This window comes from Paenibacillus sp. FSL R5-0407, from assembly GCF_038009185.1.
GTDB classification, from domain to species: Bacteria; Bacillota; Bacilli; order Paenibacillales; family Paenibacillaceae; genus Fontibacillus; species Fontibacillus vini.
In genome coordinates this window covers 1,560,912-1,576,374 of the sequence record NZ_JBBPAX010000001.1, presented here as the reverse complement: position 1 = coordinate 1,576,374, position 15,463 = coordinate 1,560,912, and the positions used below count along the sequence as shown (strand labels likewise).

The window sequence follows — 15,463 nt, the reverse complement described above, 5'->3', positions numbered from 1 at the left end:
GGAGGTCGTTATGGCTGACATCAATATTTGGGTCGCTTTCGGCGCGGGGATTGCCTCCTTTATTTCGCCGTGCTGCCTGCCTTTATACCCATCCTATTTATCTTATATTACGGGCATGTCGGTACAAACGCTGAAGACCGAGCAAAACAAACGTGAGGTCCGTTTTCGGACGATGACCCATACGTTGGCTTTTATTCTAGGGTTCTCGGCCGTTTTTTACACCCTCGGTTTCGGTGCAGGCCTGTTTGGCGAATTTTTCAACAATAACCGGGCATTGATTCGCCAGCTTTCCGCGATTCTGATTATCCTGATGGGATTGTTTTTGCTTGGGATTTTTCAGCCGCGTTTTTTGATGCGCGAACGGAAAATGAATTTGAAATTTAAGCCGACGGGATACATAGGCTCCTTTATTTTCGGGATCGGCTTTTCGGCCGGCTGGTCGCCGTGTGTCGGTCCGATCCTGGCCGCCATTATCGCGCTCGCTGTCAGCGAGCCGGGAACTTGGATTGGCCTCATTACGGCATATACAATCGGATTTGCTCTACCTTTCTTTGTATTGGCGTTTTTTGTAGGCTCCACCAAATGGATTCTCCGATACTCCGGCTTGATGATGAAAATAGGAGGCGCCCTGATGCTCTTGATGGGCGTGCTGTTATTTACGAACCGGATGGCGAAGATTACAATCTGGCTTCAGCAGTTGACTCCGGACTGGTTGAAGTTTTAATTCTCCGGGCGGACTCCCGCTTGCAGGGGTTACGGACTTGCCAACAGACAAGCATAACATGTATCATTATACAAGTAGCGGGATTCCTATGTGGCAGGTCCGCGTGAACTCATGGAAAAGAGGTTATACCAGATGCCAACGCCCAGTATGGAGGATTATTTGGAGCGTATCTACAAATTGATTGATGAAAAGGGATATGCCCGGGTTTCCGACATTGCGGAAGGGTTGGAGGTTCATCCTTCATCCGTCACCAAGATGATTCAGAAACTGGATAAAGATGAATATTTGATTTATGAGAAATATCGGGGATTGGTTCTGACCAATAAAGGGAAGAAAGTCGGAAAACGGCTCGTTGACCGTCATGAACTGCTCGAAGAATTTTTGGAGATGATCGGCGTTGATCATGAGAACATATATAAGGACGTGGAAGGGATCGAGCACCATTTAAGCTGGGATTCCATCACATGCATCGCAGGCCTCGTCGAATATTTCAAGCGGGAAGATTCCCGGACCCAGGATTTGCGGAAAGTACAACAGGAGCTGCTGGGCGAATCTTGAAATAATCTTTTCTAGTAAAATACGTGAATCAGAGAAAGCATCTGTCGGCCAGAGACAGGTGTTTTTTTAATTGTTGTTGAAAAATACAAATTTTGCGCAACTCTTCCGGTACAGGGAGCGTTTACAGATAGTAGAGTCATTATGTCTATCACATCATTTGGAGGTTACTGATGAAATTTTTACGTACTTGGATGATTCCCCTGCTAATTCTGATGCTGATCTGGCCGGTTGCGGGAACCCGGAACAACGCTGCAGCTGCCACCGCCGGCGATATTCAAATCTATCTGGGCGGCGTGCTGCTTCCGAGCGATTCCGCTCCTTACATCAAGGCGGCCGAGAACGTTACGATGGTCCCGCTTCGAGTGATCAGCGAAGGCCTGGGGGCCCAGGCGGAATGGTCTCCGGCTTCCAAATCGGCCACAATCCGCAAGGACGGGAATCTTCTGGTGCTCGGAATTGGCCAGAAGAAGGCACAGGTCAACGGGAACTCCGTTCCGCTTGAAGTGTCTGTGGAGAATAAAGCCGGCCGGACCATGGCACCCTTACGTTTCGTAAGCGAACAGCTCGGTCTGGTAGTCGATTGGAATCAAAAGACGAAGACGATTTCCCTAACATCCTCGGATGCGGTAATCGTTGAACCGCCGGTAACAGAACCGCCACCGGAACCTGCGAATCCAGTCGAACCGGTACCACCGACCACTAACGATGAACTACGGGGGGCTTGGATTTCGACCGTCTCCAATCTGGATTGGCCTAGCAAAGCCTCCTACGGAAAAGAGGAAACCCAAAAGGCCGAATATATTAAACTACTGGATGATTTACAGGGAATGGGGATGAATGCCGTATTCGTCCAGGTTCGTCCTTCCGGGGATGCCATCTACCCGTCCAAGCTGGTTCCATGGAGCACATTCCTGACCGGCACTGCGGGCAAGGATCCGGGTTACGATCCGCTGCAGTTCCTGATTGAGGAAACTCACCGGCGGGGCATGGAATTTCACGCCTGGTTCAATCCGTTCCGGGCCAGCACGGGCAGCGATGCCAGCAAATTGCCGGCAAACCATGTAGCGAAGCAGCATCCGGACTGGATCGTTAAATTCGGAGGCAAGCTGTACATCAATCCGGGAATTCCCGCTGCACGGGAGCATGTCATCGACGCTATCATGGAAGTGGTAAAGGGCTATGATATCGATGGGGTCCATTTGGACGATTATTTTTACCCGACCGGGGAGACGTCCTCCTCGAAATTTAATGATGATACCACCTATAAGAGCTATAATGCCAACAAGATATCCAACAAAGGCGATTGGCGGCGCGACAATATCAATGAGTTTGTCCGGGATCTCGGGCATAGCGTGCGTCAGGCCGATCCGTCCATTTCCTACGGAATCAGTCCATTTGGCGTGTGGCGCAACAAAGCGAGCGATGTGACCGGCTCGGACACGAAGGCCAGCATATCGGCCTACGACAGCACCTATGCCGATGTCCGCACATGGATTCGGAACGGATGGATCGATTACGTAACTCCGCAACTCTACTGGAGTCTGACGCGTAAAGAAGTTCGCTATGACATTCTTGCCGACTGGTGGGCGGGCGAAGTAAGAGGTACGGGCGTCAAGCTCTATATCGGCCATGCTCCGTATAAGCTGGCCACTCCGGAAATCGGGTGGGGCAATGCACAAGAAATTATCAATCAGCTTGAATATAACCGCACTATCCCGGAAATTTCGGGCAGCATCTTCTTTAGCGCAAAAGACTTGAGAAGAAATCCGCTGGGACTTATTCCGCTGTTGCAATCCTACTACTCTGCAAATTGAGCTCATATCAACGATAATTAGCATACTGACAACCTCCGTCATCATACATAAGCATTAGACTTGTGTGTGGGATGGGGGTTTTTTTATGCTCATGAACGGAGTGTTCGAGGGCGGAGGAGTGAAAGGGATCTCACTGGCCGGAGCCGTGCGGGCTGCGGAATGCCATGGAGCTCGCTTTCATCAGGTAGCGGGAACGTCATCGGGCTCCATCGTGGCTTCTCTCATCGCTGCCGGATATAACGCTGAAGAGATGAAGACCATTATTATGGAAACTTCGTTTACCAGTTTTCTGAAGAGATCTCCTATATTTAATACGGCAATTATTGGCCCGGCATTTCGGGTATTGTTAAAAAAGGGGTTGTATTCCGGCGAGGCTTTGGAAGATTGGGTACGTCAAATTCTCCTTGCAAAAGGGATTCGAACGTTCGGTGATTTGGAGAGGGGCAAGCTAAAGATCATTGCTTCAGATATTACCGGAGGCAGAATTCTGGTGCTCCCGGATGATTTGCCGAAGATCGGTCTGCGTCCCGAAACTTTTGAAGTGGCCAAAGCGGTTCGGATGAGCTGCAGTATTCCTTACTTTTTCGATCCCGTATTGCTGCGTTTGCCGGCGAAAATGGCTAAAGGAAAGAAGTTCAGCGACCAGTTCCTTCATATCGTTGACGGAGGTCTTCTCAGCAATTTCCCTTTATGGCTGTTTGACCGCAACCAGTCGCCTAACGAGGAGAAATTGATTCCGACCGTGGGTTTTCAAATGGTAGGCAAAAATACGAACCAGCCGCATGTCATTCGGGGCCCGTTCTCCATGCTTCAAGCGCTGGTTGAAACGATGCTGTCCGCCCACGATGAACGGTATATTGAGCAATCCAACCGATATCGGACCGTAAAAATACCGACGCTTGGCATTTCTACTACGCAATTCGATATCGGACAAGAAGAAAGCCTGCTGCTTTATGAATCCGGACTGAGGTCCGGAAACCGGTTCTTCGGGGACTGGAATGCCCAGTATTACGAAGAACAGTTCATAAAGTATCAGCAGGCTAAATTGATTTAGTGGTATTTCGGAAGATCGTCGTCATTCTTTCCCTTCTGGCCTTCTATCACCTGGAAAGGATAGGTTTTGCGTTTACCTCCGGTTGCCGGACGGCGTTCGGCAGCGACCTTGGCCATCGTACGGGCTGACGGCTTGATCTTCGGAGCCGTCTTTTTGTATTTTCGCGGAGGATATTTATAGAGCAGGAAGACAATGGCCACAAGAACAAGCGGGACCAGCACACTCCCCAGATTCAAAGACCTTTTGCCAAACAGTCCATCTAAAATGTTGAATACGGCAAGTGCGATTACGATCCAGAATAGAATGGCCTGTTTTTTCATGCGTGCATCATCCTTTCACGGGATCCAAGGAAGAACGACCGACCGTTGTTTCCGTAGCCGAAGTCTGCTCCATACCGGCATCAATCTCACGCATCCGGTTGAAGGAAGCGATCGACACTTCGACCTGGTCATCGCTTGGTTCTTTGGTCGTCAGAAGCTGAAGCCATAGGCCGGGATATCCGAGGTAACGAAGTACCGGGATGTCGCGAACCGAATTCGTAAAGCGAAGCAGTTCAAAGGACACTCCGATGACTACGGGAAGAAGCAATACCCGGATGTACATCCGTTCCCATACATTGTCCCAACTGAAGATGGGCAAAGAGTAAATGATGACACCGACAATGACCGTCAAAATAATGAAGCTGCTGCCGCAGCGGTAATGCAGGCGGCTGTATTTCTGAACATTGGCCGGAGTCAGTTCCTCGCCAGCCTCATATGCGCTGATGACTTTATGCTCCGCGCCGTGATATTGAAACAACCTTTTAATCATAGGCGTTTGTGAAATAATCCAAAGGTAAGTCAGTAGAAGAATTATTTTGATAACTCCTTCAATCAGCGTATGCAGGGTCTGATTACTGAATGCATGCTGGAAGAGGAATTGCTCCAGAAGTGCCGGGACAAGCGTAAAGATCAGCTTTCCGACTACGAAGGACAGGACGCCTACGACCGCTACGCCTACAATCATCGAAAGAGAAAAGCCGGATTCCTCTTTTTCCTTCTGCTTAGCCCGTTCTTCCGGTTCGGTCTCATCATCCGCCAAGGCTTCGGCCGAATAGTTTAAATGCTTCGAGCCTTTGGCGCTGGAGTCTATAATGCTGACCAGACCTCGGACTAGCGGAATTTTGCGAAGCTTCTTCACCCAGTTCTTATCACTCTTGGGAACTTCCAAGAAGGTGATCTCTCCGTTTTTGCGGCGAACTGCAGTGACATTGACGTGTTTTCCGCCGAACATGACGCCTTCCATAACGGCTTGGCCGCCATAAATCGTTGGTGTGGATTGCTCAGGCAACTAATTCACCTTCCTAGAGTAGTAATAGAGGTAGTTCTGTATCCATTGTAACGAACTTTGGGGGCAAATTCTAGTTTGTTTAGTCTTTTTCAATTTGCGCATACTAATCGGCAATGTGATCGGAATTTCAAGGAAGGGAAGATTGAAATGAATCGGCAACGGAATAAGCGAAAAAAGGGTACAAACTTGTTGCGTTTCTCTCTGCAAATCGGTATTTTTGCGGGGCTTATTTGGGGGGCTGTCCAAGGCCTGTTTTACTACTTGAAATTCACGACTGTGCTGCCTGGATATCTGGTGGAACCGTTTTTTAAGCATCAATTTTTGCAGACTCAGCGGGGTTACTATGTCGGATGGCTGTTTTTTGTTTTGTTCTCCGTCATCGCAACGCTGATTTATACATTAGCCTTCAGGAAGCTGAAGGGTCCTCTCCCCGGTATGATTTACGGAATCGTATGGTGGGCTGTCATTTTTCTGCTGCTTGGCCCGATGCTGAAAATGACCTCCCCGATCCGGGAGTTGTCATTTAATACGGTATTCAGTGAATTTTGCCTGTTTCTGTTATGGGGATTATTCATCGGTTATACGGCGGCCGAAGAGTATACGAACGAGAGAGCCCGCGAACCGAAGGGAGCCCGGAAGGCCAAGGGTGCACTTCAATAGGGACAAAAAAGCTTCTCAACATCCGCTAACCTATGATAAAATAACTTTTGGTTATTTTTACAGTGCGTGTTCAAAAAATCCGGGTTTTCAGCTCTTTTGAAGTATCTTTGAACAGGAAGGGTGAGCAGGATGTTTCGCATCCTAGTGCTGAACGGACCGAATCTGAATTTTCTCGGGATTCGCGAGCCCGGAATTTATGGCTCCGAAAGCTTGGGCGATATCGAAAACAGGCTGAAAAAGCTTGCGGAGGAAGATGGAATAGAGCTTTCGTTCTACCAGTCGAATCACGAAGGAGCGTTGATCGACCGGATTCATGCGGCGTACGGGAATTGCGACGGAATCCTGATCAACCCTGGAGCATTAACCCATTACAGCTATGCGCTTCGGGACGCTCTTACCTCGGTAGGTATCCCGGCCGTCGAGATTCATTTGTCCAATATCCATGCCCGTGAGCAGTTCCGGCATCATTCCGTGATCGCTCCGATCGCGGTGGGCCAGATCGCCGGGTTTGGCTCTTTCGGATATGATATGGGCTTGAAGGCGATCCTGCGTCATCTGGATCAACGGCAGGGATGAATGCCCGGTGCGACCGCTTGTAAGTCGAACATGAAGGAGAGTTAATTATGGCGAGCACACGTGTTATCGGGCTTCGCGAAGCGATGAAGCTTCAGAACATCGAAGCCGTCTGGATTACCGGTGATGTGAACCGCCGCTATTTGACGGGCTTTACCGGTTCATCAGGATATGTTTTGATCACGATGCATAAAGCTTTTCTGTTGACGGATTTCCGTTATATGACTCAAGCTGCCGAACAGGCTGCCGGGTTTGAAATCGTGGAGCACGGTGCTTCCGTAACGGATAGTCTTAAGCAGCTTCTTGCCGCAGAAGGCATCAACCGGCTTGGTTTTGAGGAAGATATTGTGGTATTCTCCACTTATCGCGCATACGAGCGCGAGCTGCAGCCTTGCGAGCTGGTACCCGTGACCGGACTTGTGGAAGGCTTGCGTCAATTTAAGGACGAAGGCGAGTTGTCTTTGATGAAAGCGGCGGCAGATTTAGCCGACCGGACCTATCTGCATATGCTCGAACAGCTTAAACCGGGTGTTACGGAATGGGACATGGCGCTCGAGCTTGAGACCTTTATGCGCAAGAACGGCGCATCAGGCCCTTCCTTTGATACAATCGTCGCTTCAGGAGAACGTTCGGCCATGCCGCATGGGGTGGCGAGCGGCAAAGTCATTCAAAAGAACGAATTCGTGACGCTGGATTTCGGCGCGTTGATGAACGGATATTGTTCGGATATTACGCGTACCGTGTTCATCGGTGAACCCACCGCGAAGCATCGTGAAATTTATGACATTGTTCTCGAAGCACAGCTTCACACGTTGGAATTTCTTCGTCCAGGCATGACAGGCCGGGAAGGGGACGCACTGGCTCGCGATATAATTACTCGTTACGGGCATGGCGACCAGTTCGGACATAGTACAGGCCATGGTCTTGGGATGGAAGTGCACGAGAATCCGCGGGTGTCAAAACTGAGCGATACGGTATTGCAGCCGGGGATGGTTGTAACGGTGGAGCCCGGTATTTACATTCCTGGCTTCGGCGGCGTTCGGATTGAAGACGACGTCGTAATTACCGAGACCGGAGTAAGGCGTTTGACGGAGTCGACCAAGGATTTTATCGTTTTAGGCTAGGAATGTCATGCAATACTGAGGAATGGGTAATTTTAAATTAATAATAAATAGTTTAACCCACTTGAGGAGGTTCTTTTAGTGATTTCAGTAAACGACTTTAAAACAGGCTTAACCGTTGAGGTAGACGGCGATATTTTTACAGTTCTCGATTTCCAGCATGTTAAACCAGGTAAGGGTGCGGCTTTCGTTCGCTCCAAATTGAAAAATCTCCGTAACGGCAACACAGTAGAGAAAACGTTCCGTGCAGGCGAAACGATCGGGCGTGCGTTGATTGAGAACCGTGACGTACAGTATCTGTATGCCAGTGGTCAAGACCATGCATTCATGGATAACGAAACCTATGACCAGTTCACGTTGTCGGAAGAACAACTGAAATGGGAACTGAACTTCTTGAAGGAAAACATGAACGTGAAGATCGTCAGCTACCAAGGCGAGATTCTCGGTATCAACTTGCCGAACAGCGTTGAGCTGCGCGTCGTGGAAACCGAGCCGGGGATTAAAGGCAATACCGCAACAGGGGCTACCAAGAACGCCAAGGTTGAAACTGGACTTAACGTTCAGGTGCCGCTCTTCATTAATGAAGACGATGTGCTGCTGATCGATACCCGCGAAGGAAAATATATTTCCCGCGCATAGCCGTAAGTTCGGCAGGTCTGCCGGAATTATACAGGACTTATGTTCCGGCGCCGTCCTCCATCCTTTTCGGGTGGGGGAATTTTTTCTATATTCCGAAGTTTTATTGTATTGTCATCAAAAGCATTGACTTCTTTCCGGGCTTTCGTATTATACTGGGTTAAAGCGTTACGATAGAAAAATGCAAAGAAACCCGCAGGTTAAGCTTGCAGGATAGGATGAGCATATTAGGGAGGGTCCGATTTGGCTTTATATGTAATGAAATTCGGAGGAAGCTCTGTTGGGGATACGGAGCGGATGCAGCGCGTCGCCAAACGCGTCGTGGCTAAACAAGAGGAAGGACATCAGGTGATCGTAGTAGTCTCCGCTATGGGAGACACCACGGACGACCTGATCGACCAGGCAAAACTGCTGAATAATGAGCCTCCTTTGAGGGAAATGGATATGCTGATGACGACGGGCGAGCAAATCTCGATCGCGCTGCTGTCGATTGCGATTCATCAGCTTGGCAAGAAAGCTATGTCGTTTACGGGCTGGCAGGCGGGATTCCGCACAGAATCAGAACATGGGAAAGCCCGGATTACGGATATCCGGCCAGAACGCGTCATTCGTGCGCTGGAAGAAGGCAACATTGTGGTCGTGGCCGGTTTTCAGGGCATGACGGAAGACGGAGAGATCACCACCTTCGGCCGCGGCGGCTCCGATACGACGGCCGTAGCCCTTGCGGCGGCGACAAATGCAGATTTCTGCGAGATTTATACGGACGTCGACGGTATTTATTCCACAGATCCCAGAATTGTTAAGAATGCTCGCAAGCTGGATGAAATTTCTTATGATGAAATGCTTGAACTGGCTAACCTGGGGGCGGCGGTCCTCCATCCCCGTGCGGTGGAGTATGCCAAGCATAATCAGGTTTGCCTCATCGTTCGCTCCAGCTTTAACCATAATGAAGGTACAGTAGTCAAGGAGGAAGTCAATATGGAACAAGGTGTAGTTGTCAGCGGTATTGCTTACGATAAAAATGTAGCCCGGATCAGCATTCTCGGCGTGTCCCACGTACCTGGCGTACTAGCCAAAGTATTCGGATCTCTTGCCGAAGCTAAAATCGACGTCGATATTATCGTACAGAGCGGCGTTACGGACGGAAAAGCGGATTTCAGCTTCACTGTGGCACTGTCCGACCGTGAGAAGGCGCTGAACGTATTGAGCGGTATTCGCGGAGAGCTGCCGTTCCAGGAAGTGACTTCCGAAGACAATCTGGTAAAAGTGTCGATCGTCGGCGCCGGCATGGTAAGCCACCCTGGCGTGGCCGCTCAAATGTTCGACGTCATTTCCAAAGAGGGTGTAAACATTAAAATGGTCAGCACCTCGGAAATCAAAGTGTCCTGCGTCATTGAAGGAAACAAACTGCATGAAGTCGTTAAGGCGCTTCATACTGCCTATGGTCTCGATACGGAAAGCCAAGTATTTGTGGGCGGCCCACAGGACCGCCGGTAATTACCGGAGTTTTTCTTCAATTTAATAACTAGAGTAAAGCTGTTCCTTTAAGCGGTATTCCGCTTCAAGGAACAGCTTTTTTTGTTTAGACTCTCTTTTCTTGGATTCTGGCAGGAGCGCTGCATACTAATAGAAATAAAATGGGGGGCTCGGGCATATCGATATAAGAGCACATAGGGACAAGAAGGAGGTTATTATGCTTGATAAATTCGTAACCGGCATGGCTTCGCTCCGAATATTCTCGGGGACCATCGAAATATTGGCCGCACTGCTCATGCTGAAATTGGGGCGTGTCGACAAAGCGCTTGCGGTAAACTCCGCACTAGCTTTTGTTGGTCCTAGCGTTTTGATTATTACGACCTCGATCGGGCTGGCCGGCATGGCGGATAAGCTCTCCTGGGGGAAAATGATATGGATCGGCTGCGGCGTCGCGTGTCTCTTAATCGGCATTTTGAAGAAATGATAGATTTACCGTCATAAACATGAAGTACAAGCATAAATATGATGTATAACCCAGAGAATGATTACACATTTTGATTTACGAGAAAGAAGGTTTGGGGGTACGCCTATGGACCAAAGCTGGCTAACCGTATTTCCCGACAATCTCCGCGTCCTGCTGGCCAAGCTTCCGCCCAGTCTGTACGCAGGTCTGGAGGAGGTTCGAATCCGGGAGGGGCGCCCGCTTGAAGTGAACGCCGGCGGACGTTACTATTTTGTGACTCCAGAGGGAGGAATGACCCGTGAGCCCGGCGCCGCTTTCATTCCGGGGAAGCAGGACGGAAACCGGCTGCTGGATCTGATTACGAATCATTCGCTCTACACGATGGAAGAAGAGCTGCGCAAGGGCTTTATCACCATCGCGGGCGGGCATCGGATCGGACTGGCTGGCAGGACTGTCTTAAGCGGGGGCAAGGTGGAGCACCTCCGGGATATTAGCGGATTCAATATCCGGATAGCGCGGGAAATCCGAGGGATCGCCGATCCCATGATGCCGCATCTTCTGGATTTTAAACAACACAGTGTATTTCACACCTTGATTCTATCCCCTCCCCAGCACGGAAAAACGACCCTGATCCGAGATTTGGCACGCCAAATCAGCAGCGGAACCTGGGGACACTCCGAAGCGAAGTGGCCCGGCCTCAAGGTTGCGGTCATCGACGAGCGCTCCGAAATTGCGGGAAGCAAGCGGGGAGTGCCGAGCTTCGATGTCGGACCGAGGACGGATGTCATGGATGGCTGTCCGAAAGCGGAAGGCATCATGATGATGATCCGTTCTATGTCGCCGGACGTACTGATTGTGGACGAGGTGGGACGGCCGGAAGATGCGGAAGCGTTGGCCGAAGCGCTTCACGCCGGAGTTCGGGTCATCGCCACGGCGCATGGCTCAAGCATCGAGGATCTGGCTTCCCGCCCCGCCCTGTCGAAACTGTTCGAGGCCTCTTTCTTCCAGATGTACGCCGTGGTGAGGCGAAGTGAGCGCGGAATGGCTTTCCGCCTTTGGGACGGAAAGAGGAGAAGGGTGCAGGATCCGGAATGGAAGGGCAGGGAAGATCATGCTTAAAATTCTGGGAGCTGTCCTAGTCATAACGGCAGCCACGCTCTCCGGCTGGATTCAGGCCCGGCAGTATGCGAACCGGCCTACCCAGATCCGCAAGCTGATTCTGGCGCTCCGGCGTCTTCAGACGGAGATCATGTACGGCTTTACGCCTCTGCCTGACGCGCTCCAGCGCATCGGGGAACAGAGCGGTGATCCGATCAAGTCGATCTTCACCGGGGCTTCCACCGACATGAATCCGCCGTTCAACCGGACGGCGCAGGACAGTCTTCAGGCCGCCATTGAGAGCAACTGGAAGTATACGGCAATGAAAGCGGCGGAGAAGGATGTGCTGAACCAACTGAGCTTCACCTTAGGAACAAGCGACCGGAAGGACCAGCTCGGTCACATCGCGACTGCGGTCCGTCAACTGGAAAGCGAGGAAGCTGCGGCACGGGAAGAGCAAAACCGCTATGAAAAAATGTTCAAAAGCCTGGGGCTGCTGTGCGGAGCGTTCATCGTCATTTTGTTCTACTAAATCCTCAACCCTCCCTACTCCTGTTATCGCCTGTGAATATGATAGCGAGGTGCCAAATCAATGAACATAGAAGTGAACGCCATTTTTCAAATCGCGGGCATCGGAATCATTATCGCCATGATTCACACCGTACTGAAGCAGATGGGCAAGGAAGACATGGCCCATTGGGTGACACTGATCGGTTTCGTGGTCGTACTGTTTATGGTCATCCGGCTGCTCGACAGCCTGTTTCAGGAAATAAAATCGATCTTCCTGTTCCAGTAGGTGATATAAACCGTGGAAATGATTCAGATCGTAGGACTTGGACTCGTAGCGACGGTGCTGATCCTGGTCATTAAAGAACAAAAGCCGTTGTTCGCTTTCTTGATCGCCGCATGCACCGGCATTTATATATTCATGTACCTGATCGGCAAGATTGGCGGAATTATTGAAGTGCTGGAACATCTCGCGGAATCTTCAGGAGTACAGATGATTTACCTGAAGACAATTCTAAAAATCATCGGTATTGCCTATATCGCAGAATTCGGAGCGCAAATCGTGAGAGACGCCGGACAGGAAAGCATCGCCTCCAAAATCGAGCTGGCAGGCAAAGTGTTAATTATGGTTTTGGCCATTCCGATTATTAGCATCATTATCGAGACAGTCATCAAACTGTTGCCGGCTTAAGCGAAGGTGGGACAAGAATGAAAACGAAGGATTCCGAATGGCGGCTGAAAACAATGTTCCTGATTATCTTCGGCTTTCTGCTTCTCTGGACGCCCGTCCGGGCGATGGCTGAAGGTCCGGCCGGGGATTGGATGCAGCGCCAGGCGGAGGAACTTCCCACCGATCAGGTGGAGACGTACTGGCAGAGTTTGATGAAAGATTACGGCGGGTTCTTCCCGGACGGGAACATGCCTTCCTTTATGGATATGCTCTTTTCTCAGGATCAAGGTTTTTCGGTGCAGTCGGGATTGACGGGGTTGCTGCGCTACATGTGGCAGGAGGTGCTGTATAACGGACACATTCTCGTGACGATCGTCCTCCTCTCCGTATTCAGCATGATTCTCGAAACGCTCCAATCCGCTTTCGAACGCAATCAGGTCAGCAAGATAGCCTATTCGATCTGCTACATGGTCATTCTTGTTTTGGCCATAAACAGCTTTAATGTAGCGATAAAGTACGCTACCGGTGCGATTACCGGCATGATCGACTTTATGATGGCGATGGTCCCTCTATTGTTCACGCTGCTGGCTTCCATGGGAAATGTGGTGACCGTGTCGGTAACACATCCGCTTGTCGTCTTCATGGTGCATACCGTCGGCACGGTAGTTCACTCCGTCGTGTTTCCGATGTTGTTCTTCTCTGCTGTGCTTCACATCGTGAGCTCCTTGTCCGACAAATATAAGCTGACTCAGCTCGCCAACATGCTGCGGACCATAGCGATGGCATTGCTCGGCATATTGCTGACGGTGTTTCTGGGAGTGATCTCGGTCAAGGGCATTACGGGTTCTGTAGCCGATGGCGTCACACTGAGAACAGCTAAGTATCTTACCGGCAATTTTGTTCCGGTGGTAGGTAAAGTATTTGCGGATGCAACGGATACCGTTATCTCAGCTTCCCTTCTTGTCAAGAACTCCATCGGGCTTGTCGGAGTGATCATCCTGCTATTCCTCTGCGCCTTCCCGGCGATCAAAATCCTTACGCTGGCGCTAATTTTCAATCTATCGGCCGCCGTTATGCAGCCGCTGGGAGGATCGCCGATCGTAACCTGCCTCGAGACGATAGGAAAAAGCATGCTTTACGTGTTTGCGGCGCTGGCGGCGGTGGGAATGATGTTTTTTCTGGCGATTACGATCATGCTTACGGCCGGCAATGTCACGGTGATGATGAGATGACCCGGAAAAGTTCGGGCGAGGATGTGAATGTGGAGTGGACTTTCTAGCGGAATGGCTGAAAGAAATTATAATCGTAGTTTTGATCGCGGTGTTTATCGATTTGCTGTTACCGAACCGCGCGATGGAACGGTATGTAAAATTTGTGGTCAGCTTGCTGATCTTGTTGACCCTGCTGTCTCCGGTCCTGCGAATCTTCTCCTCCGACGCGAAGCAGAAGATTGAAACCGCATTTGCGGGCAGCTGGAGCGACCAGGACGGCGGGAATACTGCAAACAGCACAGAAGCAATCCTTCTACAGGGAGAGCAGCTTAGAAAGCAACAAGAAGCGGAAGCCCTGCAGTGGGCGGGCGAAGAGGCTGCGAGGCAAATGAAGGAACAGATAGAGCGGACAACGGGACAGCCGGTGGAACGGGTGACGGTTACTTTGACGGAAGAGAAGGCTGCTTCAAAGAAGGATGCTGACACAAAAACGGAAGGGACCGGGCCTTCTATTAAGCAAGTGGAAGTCGTCATGAGAGAGGTCTCGGAAGGATCGGAGCAGGCCGAAGCCGAGGAAAGCCGAAAAATCGAGATACAGCCCGTTGAGAAAGTGAAAGTGGATATTGACGGTGGTTCCGAGGGGTCCGTCAATCCAAGTGATAGCAAGAATTTGGATCCAGTGACAGAAAGCGATGATATTCAGGCCAGCGAGGCAATGGCCGAAACGGAAAACGCCATATCATCGAACCGTGAAGATCAGCTCGAGCAGCGGCAACTCCAGTCCATCCTGGAAGGGAAGGTCGAAGAGCTGCTGTATCGGGAATGGGGGATATCCCCGGAATTCGTTACCGTAAAGAGTGAAAACTGGAAATAACGTAAAGGGGGTGAGGCTGATGCCGGGATGGCTTAAGAAACTGGAGCAATGGATCGGCAAAGGCGCTGATGGTAAAAAACGGAGCCAGACTTTTCGTTTGCTGCTGATCGTAGGCCTGATAGGGCTGGCGATCATGCTGTTCAATTCTTTTGTCAATGTGAAACGGGTGGAGCCCGGCGGGGAGGGGAGAGAGCCTCCGGTTATGCAGGAAATGCCGGATTCAACCTTTGCCGGGGGCAGTCCGGATGATAGCTCCTTCTCAAAAATTGAACTTTCCTTGGAAAGCAAAACGAAAGAGATATTGGAAAAGATCGTTGGCGTCGGCGCAGTCGATGTGATGGTCACGATCGATTCCACGGAAGAGATCATCGTCCAGCGCAATATGAAAGATACCCAGGAAATGACGGAGGAGACTGACGCGGACGGTGGGAAACGAAATGTCACTCAGTACTCCCGCGATGGCCAAATCGTCACTTACGACGCCTCCGGGAATGAACAGCCCATCGTAACAAAGAAGATTAAACCTAAGGTCCGAGGGGTGCTGATTGTTGCCAGGGGCGCCGAAAACAAGACCGTCAAAGCATTGATTGTCGATGCCGTCGAGAAAGGACTGAATGTTCCGGCTTACCGGATTTCCGTCGTTCCGCGGAAGCAAGCGCAATAATATCCAATCTATTTATTAGGAGGAATATTCA

19 protein-coding genes are annotated in these 15,463 nt (G+C 50.5%); 17 read left to right on the top strand and 2 right to left on the bottom strand.

The features are described 5' to 3' along the window. Positions 1–10: 10 nt before the first annotated feature. The 4 genes from NYE70_RS07755 (at position 11) to NYE70_RS07740 (ending at position 4,150) form a co-directional block, all read left to right on the top strand. Positions 11–724 carry a cytochrome c biogenesis CcdA family protein gene (locus tag NYE70_RS07755; protein WP_211019614.1) on the top strand — a complete coding sequence of 238 codons (714 nt, stop codon included), beginning with the start codon at positions 11–13 and terminating at the stop codon, positions 722–724. 132 nt (positions 725–856) lie between these two features. Next, positions 857–1,282, top strand: a complete 426-nt coding sequence (mntR, locus tag NYE70_RS07750) for a transcriptional regulator MntR (protein WP_211019613.1) — start codon at positions 857–859, stop codon at positions 1,280–1,282. Between the two features lie 170 nt (positions 1,283–1,452). Further along, on the top strand, positions 1,453–3,096 hold the full coding sequence (locus NYE70_RS07745) for a family 10 glycosylhydrolase (protein ID WP_341045584.1): 1,644 nt from the start codon (positions 1,453–1,455) through the stop codon (positions 3,094–3,096). An 85-nt stretch (positions 3,097–3,181) separates the two neighbouring features. Beyond that, positions 3,182–4,150 carry a patatin-like phospholipase family protein gene (locus tag NYE70_RS07740; protein WP_341045583.1) on the top strand — a complete coding sequence of 323 codons (969 nt, stop codon included), beginning with the start codon at positions 3,182–3,184 and terminating at the stop codon, positions 4,148–4,150. Here the strand turns inward: NYE70_RS07740 and NYE70_RS07735 are convergent. Both NYE70_RS07735 and NYE70_RS07730 read right to left on the bottom strand, forming a co-directional pair. After that, positions 4,147–4,470 carry a hypothetical protein gene (locus tag NYE70_RS07735; RefSeq protein ID WP_211019610.1) on the bottom strand — a complete coding sequence of 108 codons (324 nt, stop codon included), beginning with the start codon at positions 4,468–4,470 and terminating at the stop codon, positions 4,147–4,149. The two genes, NYE70_RS07740 and NYE70_RS07735, sit on opposite strands and share 4 nt — an antisense overlap. Before the next feature lie 7 nt (positions 4,471–4,477). Then, complete coding sequence (locus tag NYE70_RS07730) at positions 4,478–5,479, bottom strand: DUF1385 domain-containing protein (protein ID WP_244861400.1); 1,002 nt, start codon at positions 5,477–5,479, stop codon at positions 4,478–4,480. Positions 5,480–5,626: 147 nt separating this feature from the next. On the opposite strand from NYE70_RS07730, the gene NYE70_RS07725 reads away from it, so the two are divergent. The 13 genes from NYE70_RS07725 (at position 5,627) to spoIIIAG (ending at position 15,432) form a co-directional block, all read left to right on the top strand. Next, the gene (locus NYE70_RS07725; RefSeq protein WP_211019609.1) at positions 5,627–6,139 is read left to right on the top strand and encodes a YqhR family membrane protein; all 513 of its coding nucleotides are present in this window, start codon (positions 5,627–5,629) and stop codon (positions 6,137–6,139) included. 129 nt (positions 6,140–6,268) lie between these two features. Further along, the gene (gene aroQ / locus NYE70_RS07720; RefSeq protein WP_290406141.1) at positions 6,269–6,715 is read left to right on the top strand and encodes a type II 3-dehydroquinate dehydratase; all 447 of its coding nucleotides are present in this window, start codon (positions 6,269–6,271) and stop codon (positions 6,713–6,715) included. A gap of 47 nt (positions 6,716–6,762) precedes the next feature. After that, the gene (locus NYE70_RS07715) at positions 6,763–7,836 is read left to right on the top strand and encodes a M24 family metallopeptidase (protein ID WP_341045582.1); all 1,074 of its coding nucleotides are present in this window, start codon (positions 6,763–6,765) and stop codon (positions 7,834–7,836) included. 78 nt (positions 7,837–7,914) lie between these two features. Next, entirely contained in the window at positions 7,915–8,472 is a 558-nt protein-coding gene (gene efp / locus NYE70_RS07710; protein ID WP_211019606.1) for an elongation factor P, read from the top strand. A gap of 240 nt (positions 8,473–8,712) precedes the next feature. Next, entirely contained in the window at positions 8,713–9,966 is a 1,254-nt protein-coding gene (locus tag NYE70_RS07705; protein ID WP_211019605.1) for an aspartate kinase, read from the top strand. Between the two features lie 196 nt (positions 9,967–10,162). After that, positions 10,163–10,429 carry a YqhV family protein gene (locus NYE70_RS07700; RefSeq protein WP_211019604.1) on the top strand — a complete coding sequence of 89 codons (267 nt, stop codon included), beginning with the start codon at positions 10,163–10,165 and terminating at the stop codon, positions 10,427–10,429. Between the two features lie 105 nt (positions 10,430–10,534). Continuing rightward, a complete protein-coding gene (gene spoIIIAA, locus NYE70_RS07695; protein ID WP_211019603.1) occupies positions 10,535–11,527 on the top strand; it encodes a stage III sporulation protein AA in 993 nt (330 codons plus the stop codon). Beyond that, positions 11,520–12,038 carry a stage III sporulation protein SpoIIIAB gene (gene spoIIIAB, locus NYE70_RS07690; RefSeq protein WP_211019602.1) on the top strand — a complete coding sequence of 173 codons (519 nt, stop codon included), beginning with the start codon at positions 11,520–11,522 and terminating at the stop codon, positions 12,036–12,038. The genes spoIIIAA and spoIIIAB overlap by 8 nt, the downstream gene beginning before the upstream one ends. 60 nt (positions 12,039–12,098) lie before the next feature. Then, positions 12,099–12,302, top strand: coding sequence for a stage III sporulation protein AC (gene spoIIIAC / locus NYE70_RS07685; protein WP_009225775.1), 204 nt, complete (start codon positions 12,099–12,101; stop codon positions 12,300–12,302). Positions 12,303–12,314: 12 nt separating this feature from the next. Further along, positions 12,315–12,704, top strand: coding sequence for a stage III sporulation protein AD (spoIIIAD, locus tag NYE70_RS07680; protein WP_211019601.1), 390 nt, complete (start codon positions 12,315–12,317; stop codon positions 12,702–12,704). 17 nt (positions 12,705–12,721) lie between these two features. Beyond that, positions 12,722–13,915 carry a stage III sporulation protein AE gene (gene spoIIIAE / locus NYE70_RS07675; protein WP_211019600.1) on the top strand — a complete coding sequence of 398 codons (1,194 nt, stop codon included), beginning with the start codon at positions 12,722–12,724 and terminating at the stop codon, positions 13,913–13,915. A 34-nt stretch (positions 13,916–13,949) separates the two neighbouring features. Further along, positions 13,950–14,768, top strand: a complete 819-nt coding sequence (gene spoIIIAF / locus NYE70_RS07670) for a stage III sporulation protein AF (protein WP_290406143.1) — start codon at positions 13,950–13,952, stop codon at positions 14,766–14,768. A gap of 19 nt (positions 14,769–14,787) precedes the next feature. Further along, positions 14,788–15,432 carry a stage III sporulation protein AG gene (gene spoIIIAG, locus NYE70_RS07665; RefSeq protein ID WP_211019598.1) on the top strand — a complete coding sequence of 215 codons (645 nt, stop codon included), beginning with the start codon at positions 14,788–14,790 and terminating at the stop codon, positions 15,430–15,432. Positions 15,433–15,463: the final 31 nt, after the last annotated feature.